The sequence below is a fragment of the Aeromonas salmonicida genome (assembly GCF_028355655.1).
Taxonomy (GTDB): Bacteria; Pseudomonadota; Gammaproteobacteria; order Enterobacterales; family Aeromonadaceae; genus Aeromonas; species Aeromonas salmonicida.
Genome location: NZ_CP110645.1, coordinates 383,442 through 404,301, shown reverse-complemented (window position 1 = coordinate 404,301; position 20,860 = coordinate 383,442). Strand labels below are relative to the sequence as shown.

Sequence of the window (20,860 nt, the reverse complement as noted above, 5' to 3'; positions counted from 1 at the left end):
TGGCGGTCAAAATACTCATTGGGCCCTCAGGCGCCGGATTTCATGCTGTCGATGCTCAATTTCATCTCACTGAGCCGACGGGACAAGGCACCTACGTTCCCGGCCCCCTGGGTCAGCACCAGATCCCCCTCGCCAATCAGGTCCGCCAGTATCGCAGGAACATCGTCCGGAGTAGCGGCAAAGATGGGTTCCAGGCTGCCACGGGAACGGATGGAGCGGCACAAGGCTCGACCATCGGCCCCGGGGATTGGCTCTTCGCCGGCGGCATAGACTTCCAGCATCACCAGCACATCCACCTTGGAGAGCACGTCCGAGAAGTCTTCATAGAGATCGCGGGTACGGGTGTAGCGGTGTGGCTGGAACACCATGACCAGGCGCTTGTCCGGCCAACCGGCACGTGCGGCATTGATGGTCACCTTGACTTCGCTCGGGTGGTGACCGTAGTCATCCACCAGCATGGCCTTGCCACGACCTGTCTCGAATTCACCATATTGCTGGAAGCGGCGTCCTACCCCTTCAAACTTGGCCAGCGCACATATGATGGCATCATCGCCGATCCCGTCTTCGGTAGCGACAGCAATCGCTGCGGCAGCATTGAGCGCATTGTGGATGCCAGGCAGATTCAGGGTCACTGCCAGCTCGCCTGCATCCTTGCGACGCACCCGGAAACAGCTGCGATTGCTGGCCTGCACGAAGTCCAGTACCTGTACATCGGCGTCGTCGCTCAGACCGTAGGTGATGGTCGGGCGAGCGATCTCGGGCAACATGCCACGGATCACGGGGTCATCCACACACACCACGGCCAGACCGTAAAACGGCAGGTTGTGCAAAAAGTCGATGAAGGTGGCCTTCAGCTTGGAAAAGTCGCCACCGTAGGTTTCCATGTGATCCGCTTCGATGTTGGTCACGATGGAAACCATGGGCTGCAGATGCAGGAAGGAGGCATCACTCTCGTCCGCTTCTGCAATCAGGTAACGGCTGCTGCCCAGACGCGCATTGGTACCGGCGCTGTTGAGCAGACCGCCAATGACGAAGGTCGGATCCCTGTCCGCTTCGGCATAGATGCTCGCCACCAGACTGGTGGTGGTGGTCTTGCCATGCGTCCCCGCTATGGCGATACCATGACGAAAACGCATCAGCTCGGCCAGCATCTCGGCGCGGCGCACCACGGGTATGCGCAACTCGCGGGCAGCCAGCAACTCGGGGTTATCCTGCTTGATGGCGGTAGAGACCACCACCACGCTCGCCTCGCTCACGTGGTCGGCACTGTGCCCCACGAAGATATGGGCACCCAGCGACGCCAGTCGCTCAGTCACCGCATTGCGGGCCAGATCAGAACCGGTCACCTGATACCCTTCGTTGGCAAGCACCTCGGCGATCCCGCCCATACCGGCGCCACCTATGCCGATAAAGTGGATGCGACGCACCCGACGCATTTCAGGGATCATGGTACGCAGTTTTGCCAGTTCAACCTTGGTCATAGTTCTCTCTCATTCTGCCCGGCTGCAAGTCGCTTGCATTCATCGGCAACCCGCTCGGCGGCATCGGTAATGGCTACACGACGGGCTGCCTGGGCCATGTTCAATAGGGTTTCCCTGCGCCCGGCAAGCCAGGAGAGACGCGCAGCCAGAGAGGCCGTGGTCAGCTCGGATTGGGGCAGGAATTCAGCAGCGCCACCATCGACCAGAGTCAGGGCGTTGCGGGTCTGGTGATCATCCACCGCATGGGGCAGTGGCACAAAAATGGCGGCGACGCCGGCAGCGGCCACTTCGGAGACGGTCAGGGCCCCCGCGCGACACACCACCAGATCGGCCCAGGCATAGGCATCGGCCATGTCCTTGATAAACTCGCTCACCTCGGCCTCGACGCCCTGTTTGGCATACGCCTGTGCGACAGATTCACGGTTGCCCTTGCCACACTGGTGACGCACTTCAATCGGCACGCCGGCAGCCGCAACCGCCGCTGGCACCTGTTCGTTGAGCACCCGGGCTCCCAGGCTGCCACCGACGATCAGCAGATGCAGCGGCTCTGTGCTGCTGCTTCGCTGCGGATCCGGCAAGGCGACCACTTCGGGTCGAACCGGGTTGCCCACCACAGCGGTGCGACGACTCGGCGCAAATGCCCCCGGGAAGGCCATCAGCACCCGTTTGGCGAGGCGCGCCAGCAGTTTGTTGGTCAGGCCGGCCGCCGCATTCTGTTCGTGCAGCAGCAGAGGAATACCGGACAGCCAGGCCGCCACGCCGCCTGGGCCTGAGGCAAAGCCGCCCATGCCGAGCACAACGTCGGGCCGTATGGTCTTGAGCACACGGCGAGCCTGCAGCACCGACTTGACGATGCGATAGGGTGCAGCCAGCAGACGCTTGATGCCGTTGCCACGCACTCCCTGAATGTCGATAAAGGAGATGGGATAACCGTGGGCGGGCACCAGCTCGGCCTCCATACGGTCGGCGGTGCCGAGCCAGTGGATGGTCCAGCCCTGGGCCTTGAGGCGATCGGCCACGGCCAGGCCAGGGAACACATGGCCCCCGGTACCGCCTGCCATCACCAGCAGTGTCTTGCTCACGAAACCTCCCGCACGCGCGCCTGGGCACTGGCCTGACGCAACTCGAAATCGATACGAACCAGCATGCTCACCGCCACCATCATGATGATGAGACTGGAACCGCCATAACTGACCAGCGGCAGGGTCAGCCCCTTGGTGGGCATCATGCCGCTGGCGGCGCCGACGTTGACGAAGGTCTGGAAGCTGAACCAGATGCCGATGCCAATGGCCAGATAGCCTTCATACAAGCGCTCGGCAACCAGAGCCTGGTGACCCAGCTTGAGCGCCTTGAACGAGAGCGCAAAAATGAGAAACAGCGCACCCAGCACGCCGGCATAACCCAGCTCTTCACCCAGGATCGCAAACACGAAGTCGGTATGGGCCTCCGGCAGGTATTCCATCTTCTGGATGGAGTTGCCAAGCCCCTCACCAAACCAGCTGCCACGACCAAACGCCATCAACGACTGGGTCAGCTGGTAACCGCTGCCGAACGGATCGGCCCAGGGGTCAAGGAAGGAGGTCACCCGCCGCATCCGGTACGGCTCGGCGATAACCAGAGTCACCACGGCGCTCACCCCCACCAGGATAAGACCGATGAACTGGCCCAGGCGCGCCCCCGCCAGAAACAACATCCCCAGAGAGGTGACAAACATCACGACCACAGAACCCAGATCAGGCTGGGCCAGCAGCAGGATAGCCACCACGAACAGCACGGCCATCGGCTTCATGAAACCGATGAAGCGCTCGCGCACCTCGCTCTGGCGGCGCACCAGGTAGCCCGCCAGATAGACAAACAGTGCCAGCTTGCCAAACTCCGCCGGTTGCAGGTTGAAGGGGCCAAGGGGCAGCCAGCGGATAGAACCGTTGACGCTGCGCCCCACCAGCAACACCAGCACCAGCATCAGGATGGCGAGTACCAGCATGGGGCCGTTGTAATGCTGCCAGCGTGCCATGGGCACCTGCAGCACAAACCAGGAGATGCCAAGAGCCATCACCAGAAACAGGCCGTGACGCTTCACGAACATGAAGGGATCATTGTTAATGGCGATCCCCTCCGGGATCGAGGCCGAGGCCACTATCACCAACCCCACCGCCATCAACGCCAGCGCCAGCACCACCAGCTGCCGATCGTAGAGACCCGCAGGGCGCGCCGGTAACAACCAGCGTTGCAGCAATCCTGCGACGGAGCGAAGGGCGCTCATAGTGCCAGCACCATGTCGGTGAAGTGATCGCCACGGGCTTCGAACGACTTGAATTGATCCAGGCTGGCGCAGGCCGGCGCCAGCAACACCCAATCACCCGGTCTGGCATCGGCCGCGGCCTTGGCCACGGCGGCATCGAGGTCGGATACCCGCTCGGTCTGCTCACCGAGGGCGAGCAGTATGTCGGCATCCTGACCGAAGCAATACATGTGATCGATCTGGTGACCAAGCAGTGCCTGCAGCGGACCAAAATCCTGTCCCTTGCCCTGACCACCGGCCAGCAGCAACAGGCGCCCCTTGACCGCTTCCCGCACACCGGCCACAGCAGCCAGAGTGGCGCCCACATTGGTGGCCTTGGAATCGTTGATCCAGCGCACTCCGTTCACCTCCCGCACGAAGCGGGCACGGTGGGGCAGACCTTCAAAACGGCGCAGCACGGCGAGTTGCGGCTCGCGGGGAATGCCCACCGCATCGCACAGGGCCATGGCGGCCAGAGCATTCGCCTGATTGTGGGCACCGACGATCTTCATTTCGTCCACGGGGAGCAGCGGCTCACCGTGCAGGGTCAACCAGTGGCGGCCATCCAGCAGGCAGCGGCCATAGCCGTTGCAGTCGAGACCGAAGCTCTGCCATACCTGACCCACGTCGGGCTGGGTCTGGGCATCGTCCCGGTTGACCAGAATGTGTTTGGAATGCTGGTGGATCTCCATCTTGGCGGCGCGGTAATCGGCCATGCCCTGATAACGATCCATATGGTCTTCAGACAGGTTCAGCACCACGGAGGCGGCGGCACGCAGGCTGTGGGTGGTCTCCAGCTGGAAGCTGGAAAGCTCCAGCACGCAGAGATCCATCGGCTGCTTGAGCAGCTCCAGCGCTGGCGTGCCTATGTTGCCACCAACGCCAACCTTGAGGCCGGCCTCGGCAATCATCTCGCCGACCAGGGTGGTGACTGTGCTCTTGCCGTTGGAACCCGTGATGGCGATCACCGGCACCTGTGTCTCGCGCACGAACAGCTCGATATCACCAACGATACTCACCCCGAACTCGGCCGCAGCTTTCAGTTCGGGAGTTGCCAGGGCAATGCCTGGGCTCGCCACTATCATGTGCGCCTGCTTGAGCAGATCGCCATCCAGCCCATGGATCAGTTCTACCTCGGCGGGCAGTTGATCCTTGCCAGGTGGATTGGCGCGGGTATCCATCACCAGAGGCGTGACGCCACGGCCGAGGAAGTAGTCGACGCAGGAGAGTCCGGTTTTACCGAGTCCGATGATGATGACCATGGCTTACCTCACCTTCAAGGTGGCGAGGCCAAGCAGCACCAGCATGAGAGTGATGATCCAGAAACGCACGATAACGCGCGGCTCCGGCCAGCCTTTCTTCTCATAATGGTGATGGATTGGCGCCATGCGGAAGATGCGCACGCCGCGCAGCTTGTAGGATCCCACCTGCAGTATCACGGAGACGGTCTCCATCACGAAGACCCCCCCCATGATCACCAGCAGAAACTCCTGGCGCACCAGCACGGCTATGGTGCCAAGCGCGCCGCCGAGGGCCAGGGAACCGACGTCCCCCATGAAGACCTGGGCCGGATAGGTGTTGAACCAGAGGAAGCCCAGGCCCGCACCGACGATGGCGGTACAGACGATCACCAGCTCGGAGGTATAGGGCACGTAGGGAATATGCAGGTAGTTGGCGAAGTTGACGTTACCGGTCGCCCAGGCGATCAGGGCAAAGCCTCCTGCCACCATCACGGTCGGCATGATGGCCAGACCATCCAGACCATCCGTCAGATTGACAGCGTTGGAGGTGCCGACGATGACGAAGTAGGTCAGCACTATGAACATCAGTCCCAGCTGCGGCATCACATCCTTGAGGAAGGGCACCACCAGCTGGGTCTGGCCGTCGTGGGTGGCCGTGGTATAGAGGAACACAGCCACCAGCAGCGCAACGGCGGATTGCCAGAAGTACTTCCAGCGGGCGATCAGGCCGTCGGTATTCTTGCGCACCACCTTGAGGTAGTCATCGGCAAAGCCGATGGCACCGTAGGCACCGAGCACGAACAGCACCAGCCAGACATAGGGGTTGTCGAGACGGCTCCAGAGCAGCACAGAGATGAAGATGGCCGCGATGATCATCAGCCCCCCCATGGTCGGGGTGCCCCGTTTGCTCAGATGAGATTCGGGGCCGTCGTTGCGGATCACCTGGCCGAATTTCAGGATCTGCAGGCGACGGATGAGGTGAGGCCCCATCCAGAGCGCCACCACCAGACCCGTGATGATCGACAAAATGGCCCGAAACGTCAGGTAGGAGAAGACGTTGAAGAAGGTGAAGTGCGGGGTGAGCAGTTCCGCCAGCCAGACTAGCATGTGGCTGACTCCTGACGGTCAACGACCATCTTGACGATATCTTCCATGCGGGAGCCGCGGGCACCTTTGACCAGAATCGAAATTTCTTGATGTGTATTTATCATTTGCGCAAGCACTTCAAACAACGACGCCTTGTTATCGAAATGTCGACCAGCCGCGGCATCTGCGGTGTGGCGACTCTGTTCCCCTACTGTCAGCACGGCGTCCAGACCGCACTCACTGGCATGGCGTCCGACCCTGGCGTGTTGCTCGGCAGACTCCTCACCCAACTCCTTCATGTCACCGAATACCAACACCTTGTAGCCGCCCATGGCAGTCAGGGCATCGATACCCGCCAGCACGGATTCCACGCTGGCGTTATAGGTGTCATCCACCAGAGTGAGACCACCCCAGCGCTGTACGCAAAAGCGTCCCTTGACCGGCGCCATCTGCTCCAGCCCCGCCTTGACGGAGGCAAGCGAAGCTCCGAGCGCCAGACAGCCTGCGGCAGCAGCCAGGGCATTGGCCACGTTGTGGCGACCTGGAATGGCCAGAGTCAGGCTCAATTCCCCATTCGGCGTCACCATCACGAATTCGGCGCAGCCCTGCCCGTTGAGCGCTATGCCACGGGCATGGAAAGGCTGGTTCTGATCCTCGATGGAGAAGGCACAGTGGATCCCAGCTGCCTGCCACTTGGGCCAGAAGGCGCTATCGGCGTTGACGATGGCGGTTCCCTGCTCGCTCAGACCTTCAAAAATCTCGCTCTTGGCGTGAAAGACACCCTCAAGGGAGCCGAAGCCCTCCAGATGGGCCGCCGCCACGTTGTTGATGAGGGCGGCGTCGGGTCGGGCCAGTGAGGTGGTCCAAGCGATCTCGCCCGGATGGTTGGCACCCAGCTCCATCACCGCAAACTTGTGTTGTGGCTCAAGCCGCAGCAGGGTCAGCGGCACGCCCACTTCATTGTTGAAGTTGCCGGCGGTGGCCAGCACCTCGCCTTCATGACGCAGGATGGCGGTCGCCATCTCTTTCACCGTGGTCTTGCCGCAGCTGCCGGTGATGGCCAGCACTTTCGGGTTGATGCGCTCGCGCACCAGCTTGCCGAGGCGGCCCAACCCCTTGAGGCTGTCGGTCACGACAAGCTGTGGAATGGCCAATGGCAGCTCGCGCTCCACCAGCAGGGCAGACGCCCCTGCGGCAACGGCCTGCTCGCAAAAATCGTGGGCATCAAAACGCTCACCGCGCAGTGCAACAAACAAGGCGCCCTTCCCCAAGGTGCGGGTATCGGTACTGACAGTCGTGATCTCGCCGTCTTCACCAATCAGACGCGCATCGAGCACCTGCGCCAGGTCGGCAAGCCTGAGGGTCATCATGTGAATGACTCCAATAATGTGTGCAAGGCGGCGGCGACGGTTTCCCGGTCGCTGTAGTGCCGCTTGTCGGTTCCAATGATCTGATAATCCTCGTGGCCCTTACCGGCCACCAGGATGATGTCCTGTTTGCTCGCCTGACTGAGGGCCAGTGCAATCGCCTTGACCCTGTCGTGCTCGATCTGCACGGCAGCAGGATCGCGAAGGCCCGCCACCATGTCCGCCATGATCTGGGCTGACTCCTCGGTACGGGGGTTGTCGTCGGTGAGGATCACGCGATCCGCATGCTGCTCTGCCATGGCCGCCATCATGGGGCGCTTGCCGCGATCCCGGTCGCCACCGCACCCGACCAGGCACCAGAGCTGACCTTCGCAGTGCACCCGCAGGGCTTGCAACGCCTTCTCCAGCGCGTCCGGGGTATGGGCATAATCGACCACGGCGAGCGGTGCATTGCCGCCACCGAAGCACTCCATGCGACCGGTCACCGGCTGCAATTGAGGCGCAGTTGCCAGCAGCACGTTGAAGTCATAACCGAGCACCAGCATGGCGCCCATGGCGGCCAGCACATTGCTGACGTTGAAGCGCCCGAGCAAGGGGGCGGATAATACACCATTCCCCCAACTGGAGTTAATCCGTGTGCGAAAACCTTGTTGGTGGAAGTAGGGATCCTGCGCCGTCAGCTGTCGACCCGGATGGTCTGCAATCGGGCCGTTTACGCTGAATGCCACCGCGCCAGGATAGGCCGCCAGCCACTGGCACCCCAGCCGGTCATCGGCATTGATGACGGCGCAGGGTTCATCGACCAGTTTGAGCAGCTCTTCCTTGGCGGCGCCATAGGCTTCCATTGTGCCGTGGTAGTCCAGATGATCCCGGCTCAGGTTGGTGAAAACGGCGGCAGCAAACGGCAGCGCCGCAACGCGATGCTGTACCAGACCATGGCTGGACACCTCCATCGCTACCAGATCCGCGCCCTGCTGTTGCAGGCTCGCAAGATTGGCCTGCACCTGCACGGCACTGCCGGTGGTATTTTCTGCTTCAACCAGCTCACCGAACAGACCATTGCCTATGGTGCCCATCACACCGGCCTTGCCACCCAGCAGAGTGCGCCAGTTGGCAACCAGCAGAGCAGTGGTGCTCTTGCCGTTGGTACCAGTGATGCCCACCAGATCCAGCTTGTTGGCTGGTTGCCCGTAAAAATAGCCAGCCAGCTCGGAGAGCCTGGCTGGCAGATCACGAATCCCGATGCAGGGAATGGTCAGAGGCGGCGCGACAAATTCCCCGTCCTCCTCAAACACGACGGCGGTCGCTCCCTGAGCCACCGCCTGTTCGATAAACCGTCTGCCATCCATCTGATGCCCGCGGATAGCGATAAAGAGACAGCCTGGCCCGACCCGCCGACTGTCCAGCTGGATATCGGTGAGGCTGAGTGCCGGAGCATTGATGCCGAAGGGGCGCAGCAGTGAATCAAGTGCGCGGTGCAACATGGGAAGCCTCCGTACAGGCGAGAAGGCGGGTGCTCAAACGGTAAAGCGACATGGAAAAAGCCCCGAGAACAACAGGAACAAACAAGGAATGCAGCAGATCAAGTACGTGGCGCAGCATGGGTGGCCTCCGTACGGGCAAGCTTGGGCGGTACCGAAGGCGGTATCGCATCGGGACGAATATTGAAAAGTTGCAGCACCCCACCCATGGCTTCGGCAAACGGTGGCGTCGCCACGGCACCGCCATAGTAAGCGCTGCCCTTTGGCTCGTTGATCACCACCACCATGACGAAACGGGGATTGCTGGCTGGGGCGAAACCGGCAAACCAGGCCATGTAGTCCTTGCCGTAACCGCCGGCGACGGCGACTTTGGCGGTACCACTCTTGCCGCCAACCCGATAGCCAGGGATCTGTGCTTTCGGGATGGCATTGCTGACCACATACTCCAGCGCCTGCAGCATGGCGGTGGCATTGTTGTGGTCGATGACCTGTTCACCCTTGGGCGGCGTGGTTACCTTGACGATGGAAAGCGGCACCCGCTTGCCCTTGTTGGCCAGAGTGGCATAGGCAGACGCAAGTTGCAGCGGGGTGACCCGCAGACCATAGCCAAAAGAGAGGGTTGCTCGCTCGATATCGGACCAGCGGCGGCGCTGGGGCAGCATGCCGCTGCTCTCGCCCATCAGACCACTGCCCGTGTCCATGCCGAAGCCGACCATGCTGAGGGTATTGATCATCTCCTGCGCCGGCATCCGCAGCGCGATGCGCGACATACCGATGTTGGAGGAGTAGCGCAATATGTCATACAGGTTGGTCGCTTTGTGGATACTCACGTCGCGGATCTGCTTGGCCCCGATAAACAGGGGCCCACCCGGGATAATGTCCTTCCAGCTGGTGACACCCGCCTGCAGGGCGCTCAACAAGATCAGGGGCTTGATGGTCGAACCCGGCTCATAGGTATCTGTCACTACCCGATTGCGCACCCGGAAACTCTGGTACTGACCGCGGTTGTTCGGGTTGTAGGAGGGGGTGTTGACCATGGCGAGCACCTCGCCGGTCTTGATATCCAGCATCACCATGGAGCCGGACGTCGCCTTGTTCTCGTCGGTGGCATGCTTGAGGGCACGATAGGCGAGCGCCTGTACCCGCTGATCGATGCTCAGCTGCAGATCGTTGGCGTTCTTGCCCTCTTTGACCAGCCCGAGTCGCTCTATGACCCTGCCCTGGCGGTCTTTGCGCACCCGCATCTCGCCCGGCGTCGCCGTCAACCACTCGTTGTAGCTGCGCTCGATCCCCTCGATGCCACTGCCATCTATGTTGGTGACCCCCACCAGATGGGCGCTGATCTCGCCGGTCGGGTAGAAGCGACGCGCCTCGGGACGCAGATAAATGCCGCCCAGCTTGAGGCCCTTGATGTATTCCGCCACTGCCGGTGTCACCTGCCGCTGCAGGTAGACGAAGCGCTTGCTCGGGTTGGAGATGCGGTGCTTGAGGGTATTGATGTCAAGCTTGAGCACGGCAGAGAGCGCGAGCCAGGCGCGCTCATTATGGATGGCGCCAGATTCGTGCACGGTTTTGGGGTCGGCCCAGACCGCTTCTACCGGTACTGACACCGCCAGCTGTTCGCCATTGCGATCCGTGATCATGCCACGCACAGCCTGGGTAGAAGTGGTTCGCAGGGAACGCATATCCCCTTCCTGGCGCAGTCGATCCGGGTCAATTACCTGGATCCAGGCCAGCCGCAGTATCAGGCCGGCAAACGCAATGCCGATAAAGAACACCAGCGTGCGAAAGCGCCACGGATAGAGTGACGGCGCTTTGGCTTTGGGTGGAGTCTTGGCAGATGCCTTGCGTTTCATGGTTGTGTAATTACCTTCTCGGTGGTCACCAGCGGGCGAGCCATCTGCAACTTGTCCATGGCCAGACTCGCCACTCGGGAATGCTCAGCCAGGGTGCCCTGTTCCAGCAGCAGGTGGCGCCATTCGATGTTGAGTCGATCCTCCTCGGCCATCAGATCGTTCTGCTTGGCTGTCAGACCGCGAGTCATGTTGGTCACCAGGATCACGCCAAAGGCGGTGATCAGCACGGCAAAGGCCAGTACAACCGGCAACTTGTGCCGCCAGAGATCAGCGAGGATCTCTTTGGCCAGATGAACACGCACCTCGCTCATGGCTTACTCCGCCAGACGCTGGGCGACCCGCAGCACAGAGCTGCGGGATCGGCTGTTTTCGGTGACTTCATGCTCGGAAGGCTTGAGCGCCTTGCCGACCGACTTCAATTTGCGACCACCGGCCAGTTGAGCTTCGGTCAAGGGGATACCGCGCGGCACTTCGGGGCCTTTCTCGTGCTTGCGGATGAAGTGTTTCACCAGCCGGTCTTCCAGCGAGTGGAAGCTGATGACGGAGAGGCGCCCTTCTGGTGCCAACGCCTGCAGGGCACCGTCCAGCGCTGTCTCTATCTCATCCAGTTCGCTGTTGATATAGATACGGATCGCCTGGAAGCTGCGTGTGGCGGCATGCTTGCCCTTCTCCTTGCTCGGATTGACCCGGGCAATCATCTCAGCCAGCTGGCGGGTGCGTACGTAGGGTTCGGTGACCCGATCGTAGACGATGGCGCGGGCTATCTTCTTGGCAAAGCGCTCCTCGCCGAAGGTCTTCAAGACCCAGGCAATGTCATCTACATCGGCACGGGCCAGCCACTGCGCGGCACTCTGGCCGGAGGTGGGATCCATGCGCATGTCGAGCGGGCCGTCCTTCATGAAACTGAAACCACGTTCGGCATCATCCAGCTGGGGTGAAGAGACACCGAGATCCAGCAGGAAGCCATCCACTTTGCCCAGCAAACCGCGCTCATCCAGATAGGAAACGATACCGGAGAAGGGACCATGCACTATTTCAAAACGCGGATCCTGGATCTTGGCCGCCTCGGCAATGGCCTGGGGATCCCGATCGATGGCGATCAACCGGCCATTGGGGCCAAGGTGCTGGAGAATGAGACGAGAGTGACCACCACGGCCAAAAGTACCGTCCACGTAGATGCCGTCCGGCTTGATGGCCAGCCCTTCAACGGCTTCGTGCAACAGCACTGTGATGTGTTCAGCGGCTTGGGTCATTTATAAAGAAAAATCCTGTAGTCGTGGCGAGCTTGCCCAGTCATCCTCAGGCAGGCCCTGAATGTCATCATTGACCTGTTGTTGCCAGCGGGCTTCATCCCACAGCTCAAACTTGTTGAGCTGGCCCACCAGCATGATCTTCTTGTCCAGCCCTGCGTGGCTGCGCAGTGGCTGGCTGAGCAGCAGACGGCCATTGCCGTCCAGCTCGCATTCGGTCGCATGGCCGAGCAACAACCGCTGCAAGCGGCGTTCTACGGGATTCATGCTGGAAAGCATCTTGAGCTTGCGCTCGATCTCTTCCCATTCGTTCAGGGGGTAAAGCAGCAGACAAGGATGGGCAATATCTATGGTGCAGACCAGCTGGCCGTCGCTTTCGTCGCGCAGCCAATCACGGTACTTGGTCGGAATCGCCAGTCGCCCTTTACTGTCCAGGCTGATGGCATGTGCACCACGCAACAAATTGCAGTCCCTGAAAATGAGTTAAGGGGGCAAATCGCCCGATAAAAACCACTTTGATCCACTTTTCCCCACCTTGAAGTTTAAGGACGTGCTGAGGGCTTTTCAAGCGAGGATATCGGGCATGGGGAACATATTGACGCAGCGTTTGGTCACTAAGGATTAAATGAGTTGATTTTCCACAGGTTATTTGTGTTAACAGCGATATGATTAATTGAAATCAATTAAAAAATAAACAAGTTGAACGAATAAGACACTCCTGTGTCATCTCTCGTTGGCCCAACGACAAACAACGCTCACGCTGCACACAGATGAACCATAACAATATGATTTATAAAGAATAGTTTGGGTGAAAAATCATTTATCAAAAAATATCACGGCTCAAACAGGACAATATCTCTCCAAAAATAAAAAAGAGCCCCACGATAAATCGTGGGGCTCTTCGGAATGAGTTCGGAGTCGGCCTGTAAGCCGGGTTCTGTACCGGGTTGCCCCGGGTAGCAATCATTCCTCTAGGCCAGCAATCGCTCGCTGGCTCAAGCAACCTACCCGCCCCCAACGCGGGCCGCGCCAATAGGGGCCTATTTGGTCTTGCTTCGGGTGGAGTTTACCGTGCCACGAACTGTTACCAGACGCGCGGTGCGCTCTTACCGCACCCTTTCACCCTTACCTGATCCCTTGCGGGCCATCGGCGGTTTGCTCTCTGTTGCACTGGTCGTGGGCTCACGCCCCCCAGGCGTTACCTGGCACCCTGCCCTATGAAGCCCGGACTTTCCTCCCCTCCGCCCGTCTGTCCCGAGGGACACAACGACGAAGCAGCGATTGCCCAGCCGACTCCGAGGCGCGGATTATAGCCTCGTGACACTGTGGGGTAAACCGGCAATTCCCGTTTACAGCAATTAATAGTGCTCTAATCCGTACTTGTAGAGGGCATTTTTCTTCACACCATGGATCTCAGCGGTCAGGGCGGCCGCCTTTTTCAGTGGCAACTCGGTCACCAGCAACCCCAGAGTACGGATCGCCTCGGCAGGCAGCTCTTCTTCCGTTTTGCTGGCTCCTGCGACCACCAGCACTATCTCGCCACGGCAGCGGTTATCATCCTGACCAAGCCAGGTCAGCATCTCGGAAGCGGGCAGACCATGGATGGATTCGAAGGTCTTGGTCAATTCGCGACACACCACCACCTGACGCTCCCCCAGAATGCGAGCAATCGCTTCTACCGTATCCTGCACCCGACGTGGGGATTCATAAAATACCAGTGAGCGGGTGTCTTCGATCACGGCCTGCAATCTGTCATCACGCCCTTTGCTTTTGGCGGGCAAAAATCCTTCGAAGGCGAAGCGGTCGGTCGGCAAACCGGCTGCGCTCAGGGCCGTGATGGCGGCACAAGGACCAGGCAGTGGTACCACCTTGACGCCTGCTTCGCGACAGCGGGTGACCAAGTGGTAGCCTGGGTCGCTGATGAGCGGAGTCCCCGCATCGGAGACCAGGGCTACGGTCTTGCCTTCCTTGATCCGGCCGATCAGCACATCGGCTTTCTGCTGCTCGTTATGATCGTGCAGCGCGAAGGTGGGTACCGAAATTTGGTAGTGGCTCAGCAGGATACCGGTATGACGCGTATCCTCGGCAGCCACCAGATCGACACTGCGTAAAATGTCCAATGCACGCTGGGTAATGTCCGCCAGATTACCGATCGGAGTGGGGACTATATACAGGGTTGGGATGTCACTCATGGGATCTCCGAGTGTCCCGACAATTGTGTCGCCATATTGGCCCGTTTACACTATGGGGAACTTCAACACTGGTCGGGGAATGAACTTGAACCGGGTTACAAAGCAGCTAAGTGTATCACGACTCTTCGGCATCATACTCGCGGCAGCACTGCTCGCCGCCTGTGCGTCGGGGCCCAATCAACCTTCCGGGCAGCCAGGTATGCCGTCGGCCTTCTCGGATCTGACCAAAAATGCCCAGTGGTATCTGGAGCAGGTGGATCCTGTCAAACCTGCCGAAGCCTTTACCTGGCAGGTGATGGCGGCACGCAGCTACTTGGCGCTCGGCCAGGCCAAGCCGGCATCGGCGCTATACCAGCAACTACAGAAGCAGGCCCAGAGTGCGGAGCAGAAAGCACAGCTGCAACTGTTGCAGGCACATCTGTTGCTCGCCCAGGGCAACGCCAACCAGGCGCTGATCCTGCTGGAGGGCAAACCGGACGTGCCGCTGGATGCCGATACGCAGAAAAATTGGTATCGCCAGCGGGTAGTGCTGCAGCTGGATATCAACAACAAGTTTGGTGCAGCCAAGTCACTGATCTTGATGGAGCCCTATCTGGCCCAGAATGAGCTGGCGACCAACCATCAGCAAATCTGGTCTCTGCTCAAAAGCATGACACCCTCCACCTTGCAGGCACTGGAAGAGGCACCAGCCCCTGACGTGACCACAGGTTGGCTGCGACTGGCGGCACTGGTTAACGAGTTTGGTGCCCAGCCCAGTCAGCTGGCCCGTCAGCTGGCAGGATGGAAACAGGCTTTCTCTGACCACCCGGCCCAGAAAGACATGCCGGCCGGTCTGGGGGATCTCGCCACCAGCCACATCAATGCGCTGCAGCAGATCGCCGTTTTCCTGCCGCTCTCGGGCAATCTCGAGCCGCAGGGCGCCGCCATTCGCAACGGTATGTTGATGTCTTACAAGGAGAATCAGAGCCAATTTACCCTGAACTTCTACGATACCCAGACCAAGGCGATGGGCGAACTCTACAAGCAAGCCATTCAGGAAGGGGCCAACATGATCATTGGCCCGCTGCTCAAGGACAGAGTCGAGGAGCTGCTCAAGGCCAATCCGACCGTGCCCGTGCTGGCGCTGAACGAGTTGGACAAACCTATCGTCAACGATAGCACCTTCTACTTCTCCCTCTCGGCTGCCGCCGACGCGACCCAGGCCGCGCAATATCTCTACGGTCAGGGTTACCGAAAACCGCTGCTGATCGCTGCCCAGGGCCGAATTGGCTACAGCAGTATCAAGGCATTCGAGCAGGCGTGGGCCACAGTGAGTCAGGACAAGCCGGTCGTGGCCACCTTTGGTGCTCGTAACGAAGTGCAGGGCATGGTCAAGAATGCTCTGAGTGGTCGCTCGACCGCACGGGCCGGGGAGGTGGTACAACTATCGGCAGCCGCGCCACGCAGCATAGATGTGGTCTACGTGGTCGCCAATAGCCTGGAGACCCGGATGATCAAGCCCTACGTGGACATCTCGGTCAATCCCATGGGCAGCCTGCCCATCTACAGCAGCTCACGCAGCTACGACAGCGCCACCACAGAGGTCGCTTCCGAGCTCAATGGTATGCACATCTCAGACATGCCGCTGCTGCTGGGTGGCTACGAGCAGCAACGGGAGCAGATCGCACTGCTCTGGCCGCAGACCCAGGGTGACCTGATGCGCCTGTTCGCACTGGGCTACGATGCCGTCAGCCTGGCAGAAAACCTGCAGCAGATGCGCAAGGTCAATGCCATGCAGCAACCAGGCATGAGCGGACAGCTGAGCGTGGATGCCAATGGCAACATTGTGCGGGTACTGGATTGGGCCACCTACCAGAATGGTGCACTGGTCAGCGACAGTGCAGCACCTCAGCTTGAGGGAGCCCCCAATGAAGGATCTATTGGCACGGATGAGCCAGCAGTGGCAAAACCTGTTTCCGTCACCGACGAGCAAGGGACAACACTTTGAGCAAGTAGCGGAACGTTGGTTGCAGGCTCGCGGCCTGCAACCCGTGACTCGCAACTACCGCTGCCGCGGCGGCGAAATCGATCTCATCATGCGCCAGGGGAATACCCTGGTGTTTGTTGAGGTCAGATACCGCGCTCATGCCAGCCATGGCGGGGCCGCCAGCTCTGTCACCCCGCGCAAACAGCACAAGATCGTGCTGGCAGCGCGCCACTATTTAACGCAACATGCCATCAACGAGGCCAGTCAGGCCTGCCGATTCGATGTGATCGCGTTTGAGGATGACCAGCCAAACTGGATCCAGAACGCATTTTAAGAGGACCCTATGACTGACCGCATCAAAGAAAACTACACCGAAAGCATCCAGACCAAAATTGCCGCCGCCGAGGCGCTGCCGGACGCTATCCATACTGCGGCCCAGATGCTGACCATCTGTCTGCTCAATGGCCACAAGGTGATGGCATGCGGTAATGGTCCCTCTGCGGCACTGGCCCAGCTGTTCATCTCCGAGCTGGTCAACTGTTACGAGACCGAACGCCCTTCCCTGCCCGGCATGGCACTGACCCCTGACATGGCCACCATCAGCGCCATCGCCACCGATCACGGCTTCGAAGAGGTCTATGCCAAACAGATCCGGGCCTTGGGGCAAGCCGGCGACATCCTGGTGGTCATCACCACCACAGGTAATAGTCGTAGCTTGATCAAGGCCGCGGAGGCCGCGTTATCACGGGATATGACCATAGTGGTGCTCGGTGGGGGAGACGGTGGTGAGATCGCCGGGCTGCTCGGTCCCAACGATGTGGAGATCCGGGTACCATCCGCCCGACGCCCCCGTATTCTGGAGGTTAACCTGTTGACCCTGCACTGTCTGTGTGATCTCATCGACCAGACACTTTTCCCGCAACAGGAAGATTGAAACCATGAAGAAGCAAACACTCCTGCTCGGCCTGCTGGCTGGCACCCTGCTGCTGCAAGGCTGCGCAGCCGTGGTAGTAGGCGGTGCCGCAGGCACTGCCAAGGCTTCCGGCGATCGCCGCACTCTGGGTGCCCAGTGGGATGATCAGGCCATCGAACTGAAAGCTGCCAATCTGTTGGCCGACAACAAACCGTTGAGTGCAGCCAGCAAGATCAGCGTCTACAGCAACAACGGCCGCGTACTGCTGGTCGGCCAGACACCTTCTGACGCCTACAAACTCGAAGCAGGCAAGGTCGTGGCCCGTATCGACGGCGTACGCCATGTCTACAATGAGCTGCGACTCGGCCAGCCAGTCAACATAGGGGTGCGCAGCAATGACTCCTGGATCACCTCCAAGGTCCGTGCAGACATGCTGGGGGCCAAAAACTTCGACAGCGCCAAGGTCAAGGTGGTCACCGAGAACGGCGAGGTGTTCCTGATTGGCCTGGTGACTCGCCAGGAAGGGGACCAGGCTGTTGAGATCGCTCGCCACGTCAGTGGCGTGAAGCGCGTGATCAAAGCGTTCGAGTTCGCCCAGAACTGAGCAAGCAGGTAGCAAACAGAAATAAAAAAACGCAGCCAGTTGGCTGCATTTTTTTATTTGATGACTTTCAGCGTCGGCCGACCGGTCGGCCGCGGTGGTTCCGGCTCAGGCTCCACCGGTGCTTCGGCCTGCTCCAGCCACAGGTCATAACCTGGCTCGGGCGGGAACAGGGTACCCACGCCGTTTTCCCTGGCATGAATTGCCAATATGGCAGCCATAGGGATATAAACCTGCTGGGAGACACCGCCAAAACGGGCACTGAAGCTGACCGCTTCATTGTCCATGTGGAACTGTCCTACTGCACGCGGCGCTATGTTCAACACTATCTGTCCATCCTGAACAAACTGCATCGGCACCATCACATGGGGGATATTGACGTTGACCACCAGATGCGGTGTCAGCTCGTTATCCAGCAACCAGTCAAAGAACGCCCGTAACAGATACGGGCGACTGGGTGTCATTGTTGGTTCCATGCTCATACGCCAGCGCGGATCTCACGTTCAGCTTCAGTCAATGAAGCCTGGAAGGATTCACGCTCGAACAGACGAACCATATAGGCTTTCAGCTCTTTGGCACCACGACCGGCGAAATCGATCCCCAGACTGGGCAGACGCCACAACAGCGGTGCCATGTAGCAATCGACCAGACCGAACTCTTCGCTCATGAAATACGGCATTTCACCGAAGATAGGCGCGATGGCCAGCAGGTTGTCACGCAATTCGGAACGCGCCGCATCGACATCGGTACCTGCCATGATCTTGTCGGCCAGGGAGTACCAGTCCAGCTCGATGCGATGCATCATCAGACGGCTGTTACCACGGGCAACCGGGTAAACCGGCATCAGGGGCGGGTGCGGGAAGCGCTCGTCCAGATACTCCATGATGATGCGTGAGGTGTACAGTGCCAGCTCACGATCGACCAGAGTCGGTACAGTGTTGTACGGGTTCAGCTCGGCCAGCTCATCTGGCAAGTTGCTTGGGTCAACCTGGCAAATATCTACGCTAACACCCTTCTCCGCCAGGACAATACGCACCTGATGGCTGAACATATCGTTGGCACCGGAAAACAGCGTCATTACCGAACGCTTATTGGCAGCTACAGCCATTGAACCCTCCCGTCATTAAAAAGCAGAAACGGCAATGAAGCATCTTGGTCTTCATTGCCGTGCATTATATTACCCGGATCTGGTCGCTTAGTGAACGTCGCGCCAGAATTCCTTCTTCAACAGCACAGTGAAGATGAAGAAGATTACGATGAATCCAAGTACCCAGAAGCCCATGCGTTCGCGCTCCTGTTGTACCGGTTCAGCCGAGTAGACCAAGAAGTTTACCAGATCCAGTACCGTCTGATCATACTCTTCGTTATTCATTTCACCGTTGCCGTCAGATTTGACACTGACAACCTGCTGTACGTCCACCCCATCCACAGTGTGGGTCGCAAACTCGGCACGGGGCGTGCCTTGCAGCGGCTCCAGCACGTGAGGCATGCCCACGGACGGGAAAACAGCGTTGTTCACGCCAAACGGACGAGTCTCATCCACATAGAAAGAGCGCAAATAGGTATAAACCCAGTCCGCCCCGCGCACCCTCGCTACCAGCGTCAGGTCGGGAGGCGGTGCACCAAACCACTTGGCCGCATCCTTCTCCGACATGGAGATTTTCATCAGATCGCCGATTTGGGCTCCCGTGAAGATAAGATTTTCCCTCATCAGCTCATCAGGAATCCCCAGGTCTTGCGCAACGCGGTTGTAGCGCTGGTACTGGGTAGAGTGACAACCGGCACAGTAGTTCATGAAGGTCGTGGCACCACGCTGCAGAGACGCCTTGTCACTCAAGTCATAGTCGGCCTTGTCCAGTGGGAAAGTACCGCCTGCAGCAAGCGCCAAGCTGGGCAGCAGGGCCAGCACTGCAAATATTATTCTTTTCATTTGAATGTCACCCTCTCCGGCAGCGGCTTGGTACGCTCATTCTTGCTGTAGAAGAACAGCAGGACAAAGAACCCGAAATACCCCAGCGAGCAGAACTGGGCAACCAGGGTCAAGGTCGGGGTCGATGGCAAGACGCCGAGGATACCGAGAATGACGAAGCAGACCACGAACTGGGCGATATTCAGCTTGTGCAGCGTACTGCGATAGCGAACGGAGCGCACCTTGCAGCGATCCAGCCAGGGCAGCAGGAACAGCACTACGATGGAGAGACCCATCATGATGACACCGAGCAACTTGTCCGGCACCGCCCGCAGGATGGCGTAGAAAGGAGTGAAGTACCACACAGGAGCGATATGCGCCGGCGTCTTCAGACCATTGGCCACTTCAAAGTTCGGCTTCTCGAGGAAGTAGCCCCACATATCCGGCTTGAAGAAGATGATGGCGCAGAAGAAGAACAGGAAACCGGCCACGCCGATCATGTCCTTGACGGTGAAGTAAGGGTGGAAAGCCACCGCATCCAGCGGCCAGCCGTTAGCATCCTTGTGCTTCTTGATGTCGATGCCGTCAGGGTTGTTGGAGCCCACTTCGTGCAGCGCCAATATATGCATGGCCACCAGCATCACCAGCACCAGCGGCAACGCTATGACATGCAGCGCGAAGAAGCGGTTCAAGGTCGCCCCCGAGATGACATAGTCACCACGGATCCACAGGGTCAGATCCTCTCCGATCACCGGAATGGCACCAAACAACGAGATGATGACCTGAGCCCCCCAGAATGACATCTGGCCCCAGGGCAGCAGATATCCCATGAAGGCTTCCGCCATCAGCACTAGGAAGATCAGCATGCCGAAGATCCAGAGCAACTCACGCGGCTTCTGATAAGAGCCATAGATCATGCCGCGGAACATGTGCAGATACACAACGACAAAGAACGCAGAGGCCCCGGTGGAGTGCATGTAGCGCAGCAGCCAGCCGTAGTCCACATCCCGCATTATGTATTCGACTGAAGCAAAGGCGCCCTCAGCAGAAGGGTTGTAGTTCATGGTCAGCCAGATGCCGGTGATGATCTGATTGACCAGTACCAACATGGCCAGCGAGCCAAAGAAGTACCAGAAATTCAGGTTCTTTGGTGCCGGGTACTTGGCCATATGGTCGTTGTACATGGCAGTGAGCGGAAAGCGATAGTCAATCCAGCCCATCAGTTTGGAAAACATG

20 protein-coding genes and 1 other RNA gene are annotated in these 20,860 nt (G+C 59.4%); 4 read left to right on the top strand and 17 right to left on the bottom strand.

Annotated features, from left to right (window positions below; translation table 11 throughout):
• Positions 1 to 26: 26 nt before the first annotated feature.
• The 13 genes from murC to rsmI all read right to left on the bottom strand — a co-directional run bounded on the left by murC (position 27) and on the right by rsmI (position 14,235).
• A complete protein-coding gene (gene murC / locus ONZ54_RS02015; protein ID WP_271787343.1) occupies positions 27 to 1,481 on the bottom strand; it encodes a UDP-N-acetylmuramate--L-alanine ligase in 1,455 nt (484 codons plus the stop codon).
• Entirely contained in the window at positions 1,478 to 2,563 is a 1,086-nt protein-coding gene (gene murG, locus ONZ54_RS02010; RefSeq protein ID WP_058394595.1) for an undecaprenyldiphospho-muramoylpentapeptide beta-N-acetylglucosaminyltransferase, read from the bottom strand. The genes murC and murG overlap by 4 nt, the downstream gene beginning before the upstream one ends.
• Positions 2,560 to 3,744, bottom strand: coding sequence for a cell division protein FtsW (gene ftsW / locus ONZ54_RS02005; RefSeq protein WP_005314192.1), 1,185 nt, complete (start codon positions 3,742 to 3,744; stop codon positions 2,560 to 2,562). The genes murG and ftsW overlap by 4 nt, the downstream gene beginning before the upstream one ends.
• The gene (murD, locus tag ONZ54_RS02000) at positions 3,741 to 5,024 is read right to left on the bottom strand and encodes a UDP-N-acetylmuramoyl-L-alanine--D-glutamate ligase (protein ID WP_169046908.1); all 1,284 of its coding nucleotides are present in this window, start codon (positions 5,022 to 5,024) and stop codon (positions 3,741 to 3,743) included. Before murD ends, ftsW begins: the two co-directional genes overlap by 4 nt.
• A gap of 3 nt (positions 5,025 to 5,027) precedes the next feature.
• Positions 5,028 to 6,110 (bottom strand): phospho-N-acetylmuramoyl-pentapeptide-transferase, encoded by a 1,083-nt coding sequence (mraY, locus tag ONZ54_RS01995; RefSeq protein ID WP_005314196.1) that lies wholly within the window; start codon positions 6,108 to 6,110, stop codon positions 5,028 to 5,030.
• Positions 6,104 to 7,459 carry a UDP-N-acetylmuramoyl-tripeptide--D-alanyl-D-alanine ligase gene (gene murF / locus ONZ54_RS01990; protein ID WP_271787342.1) on the bottom strand — a complete coding sequence of 452 codons (1,356 nt, stop codon included), beginning with the start codon at positions 7,457 to 7,459 and terminating at the stop codon, positions 6,104 to 6,106. The genes mraY and murF overlap by 7 nt, the downstream gene beginning before the upstream one ends.
• A complete protein-coding gene (gene murE / locus ONZ54_RS01985) occupies positions 7,456 to 8,940 on the bottom strand; it encodes a UDP-N-acetylmuramoyl-L-alanyl-D-glutamate--2,6-diaminopimelate ligase (protein WP_271787341.1) in 1,485 nt (494 codons plus the stop codon). The genes murF and murE overlap by 4 nt, the downstream gene beginning before the upstream one ends.
• Before the next feature lie 98 nt (positions 8,941 to 9,038).
• Positions 9,039 to 10,793, bottom strand: coding sequence for a peptidoglycan glycosyltransferase FtsI (locus ONZ54_RS01980; protein WP_005314203.1), 1,755 nt, complete (start codon positions 10,791 to 10,793; stop codon positions 9,039 to 9,041).
• Positions 10,790 to 11,104 (bottom strand): cell division protein FtsL, encoded by a 315-nt coding sequence (gene ftsL / locus ONZ54_RS01975; protein WP_005314205.1) that lies wholly within the window; start codon positions 11,102 to 11,104, stop codon positions 10,790 to 10,792. Before ftsL ends, ONZ54_RS01980 begins: the two co-directional genes overlap by 4 nt.
• Before the next feature lie 3 nt (positions 11,105 to 11,107).
• Positions 11,108 to 12,046: a 16S rRNA (cytosine(1402)-N(4))-methyltransferase RsmH gene (rsmH, locus tag ONZ54_RS01970; RefSeq protein ID WP_271787340.1), complete on the bottom strand. Its 939-nt coding sequence runs from the start codon at positions 12,044 to 12,046 to the stop codon at positions 11,108 to 11,110.
• Positions 12,047 to 12,505: a division/cell wall cluster transcriptional repressor MraZ gene (gene mraZ, locus ONZ54_RS01965; protein ID WP_021140324.1), complete on the bottom strand. Its 459-nt coding sequence runs from the start codon at positions 12,503 to 12,505 to the stop codon at positions 12,047 to 12,049.
• Positions 12,506 to 12,953: 448 nt separating this feature from the next.
• Positions 12,954 to 13,340: RNase P RNA component class A (gene rnpB, locus ONZ54_RS01960), an RNA gene on the bottom strand.
• A gap of 61 nt (positions 13,341 to 13,401) precedes the next feature.
• A complete protein-coding gene (rsmI, locus tag ONZ54_RS01955; protein WP_005314319.1) occupies positions 13,402 to 14,235 on the bottom strand; it encodes a 16S rRNA (cytidine(1402)-2'-O)-methyltransferase in 834 nt (277 codons plus the stop codon).
• A 199-nt stretch (positions 14,236 to 14,434) separates the two neighbouring features.
• Here rsmI and ONZ54_RS01950 point away from each other — a divergent pair, with 199 nt between their 5' ends.
• Genes ONZ54_RS01950 through dolP form a run of 4 tightly spaced genes read left to right on the top strand, consistent with a single transcriptional unit; the run spans position 14,435 to position 17,718 of the window.
• The gene (locus ONZ54_RS01950) at positions 14,435 to 16,222 is read left to right on the top strand and encodes a penicillin-binding protein activator (protein ID WP_271787339.1); all 1,788 of its coding nucleotides are present in this window, start codon (positions 14,435 to 14,437) and stop codon (positions 16,220 to 16,222) included.
• The gene (locus ONZ54_RS01945) at positions 16,164 to 16,535 is read left to right on the top strand and encodes a YraN family protein (protein ID WP_165484344.1); all 372 of its coding nucleotides are present in this window, start codon (positions 16,164 to 16,166) and stop codon (positions 16,533 to 16,535) included. The genes ONZ54_RS01950 and ONZ54_RS01945 overlap by 59 nt, the downstream gene beginning before the upstream one ends.
• Before the next feature lie 9 nt (positions 16,536 to 16,544).
• Positions 16,545 to 17,135 (top strand): SIS domain-containing protein, encoded by a 591-nt coding sequence (locus ONZ54_RS01940; protein ID WP_005314325.1) that lies wholly within the window; start codon positions 16,545 to 16,547, stop codon positions 17,133 to 17,135.
• A gap of 4 nt (positions 17,136 to 17,139) precedes the next feature.
• Positions 17,140 to 17,718: a division/outer membrane stress-associated lipid-binding lipoprotein gene (dolP, locus tag ONZ54_RS01935; protein WP_058394603.1), complete on the top strand. Its 579-nt coding sequence runs from the start codon at positions 17,140 to 17,142 to the stop codon at positions 17,716 to 17,718.
• 53 nt (positions 17,719 to 17,771) lie between these two features.
• On the opposite strand, the gene ONZ54_RS01930 is transcribed toward dolP, so the two are convergent.
• From ONZ54_RS01930 to ONZ54_RS01915, 4 genes are all read right to left on the bottom strand, one after another.
• On the bottom strand, positions 17,772 to 18,197 hold the full coding sequence (locus tag ONZ54_RS01930; RefSeq protein WP_017412546.1) for a ClpXP protease specificity-enhancing factor: 426 nt from the start codon (positions 18,195 to 18,197) through the stop codon (positions 17,772 to 17,774).
• The gene (sspA, locus tag ONZ54_RS01925) at positions 18,194 to 18,823 is read right to left on the bottom strand and encodes a stringent starvation protein SspA (protein ID WP_271787338.1); all 630 of its coding nucleotides are present in this window, start codon (positions 18,821 to 18,823) and stop codon (positions 18,194 to 18,196) included. The genes ONZ54_RS01930 and sspA overlap by 4 nt, the downstream gene beginning before the upstream one ends.
• An 87-nt stretch (positions 18,824 to 18,910) precedes the next feature.
• Positions 18,911 to 19,645, bottom strand: coding sequence for a cytochrome c1 (locus ONZ54_RS01920; protein WP_058394604.1), 735 nt, complete (start codon positions 19,643 to 19,645; stop codon positions 18,911 to 18,913).
• The gene (locus tag ONZ54_RS01915) at positions 19,642 to 20,859 is read right to left on the bottom strand and encodes a cytochrome b (RefSeq protein ID WP_005314360.1); all 1,218 of its coding nucleotides are present in this window, start codon (positions 20,857 to 20,859) and stop codon (positions 19,642 to 19,644) included. The genes ONZ54_RS01920 and ONZ54_RS01915 overlap by 4 nt, the downstream gene beginning before the upstream one ends.
• Position 20,860 lies beyond the last annotated feature (1 nt).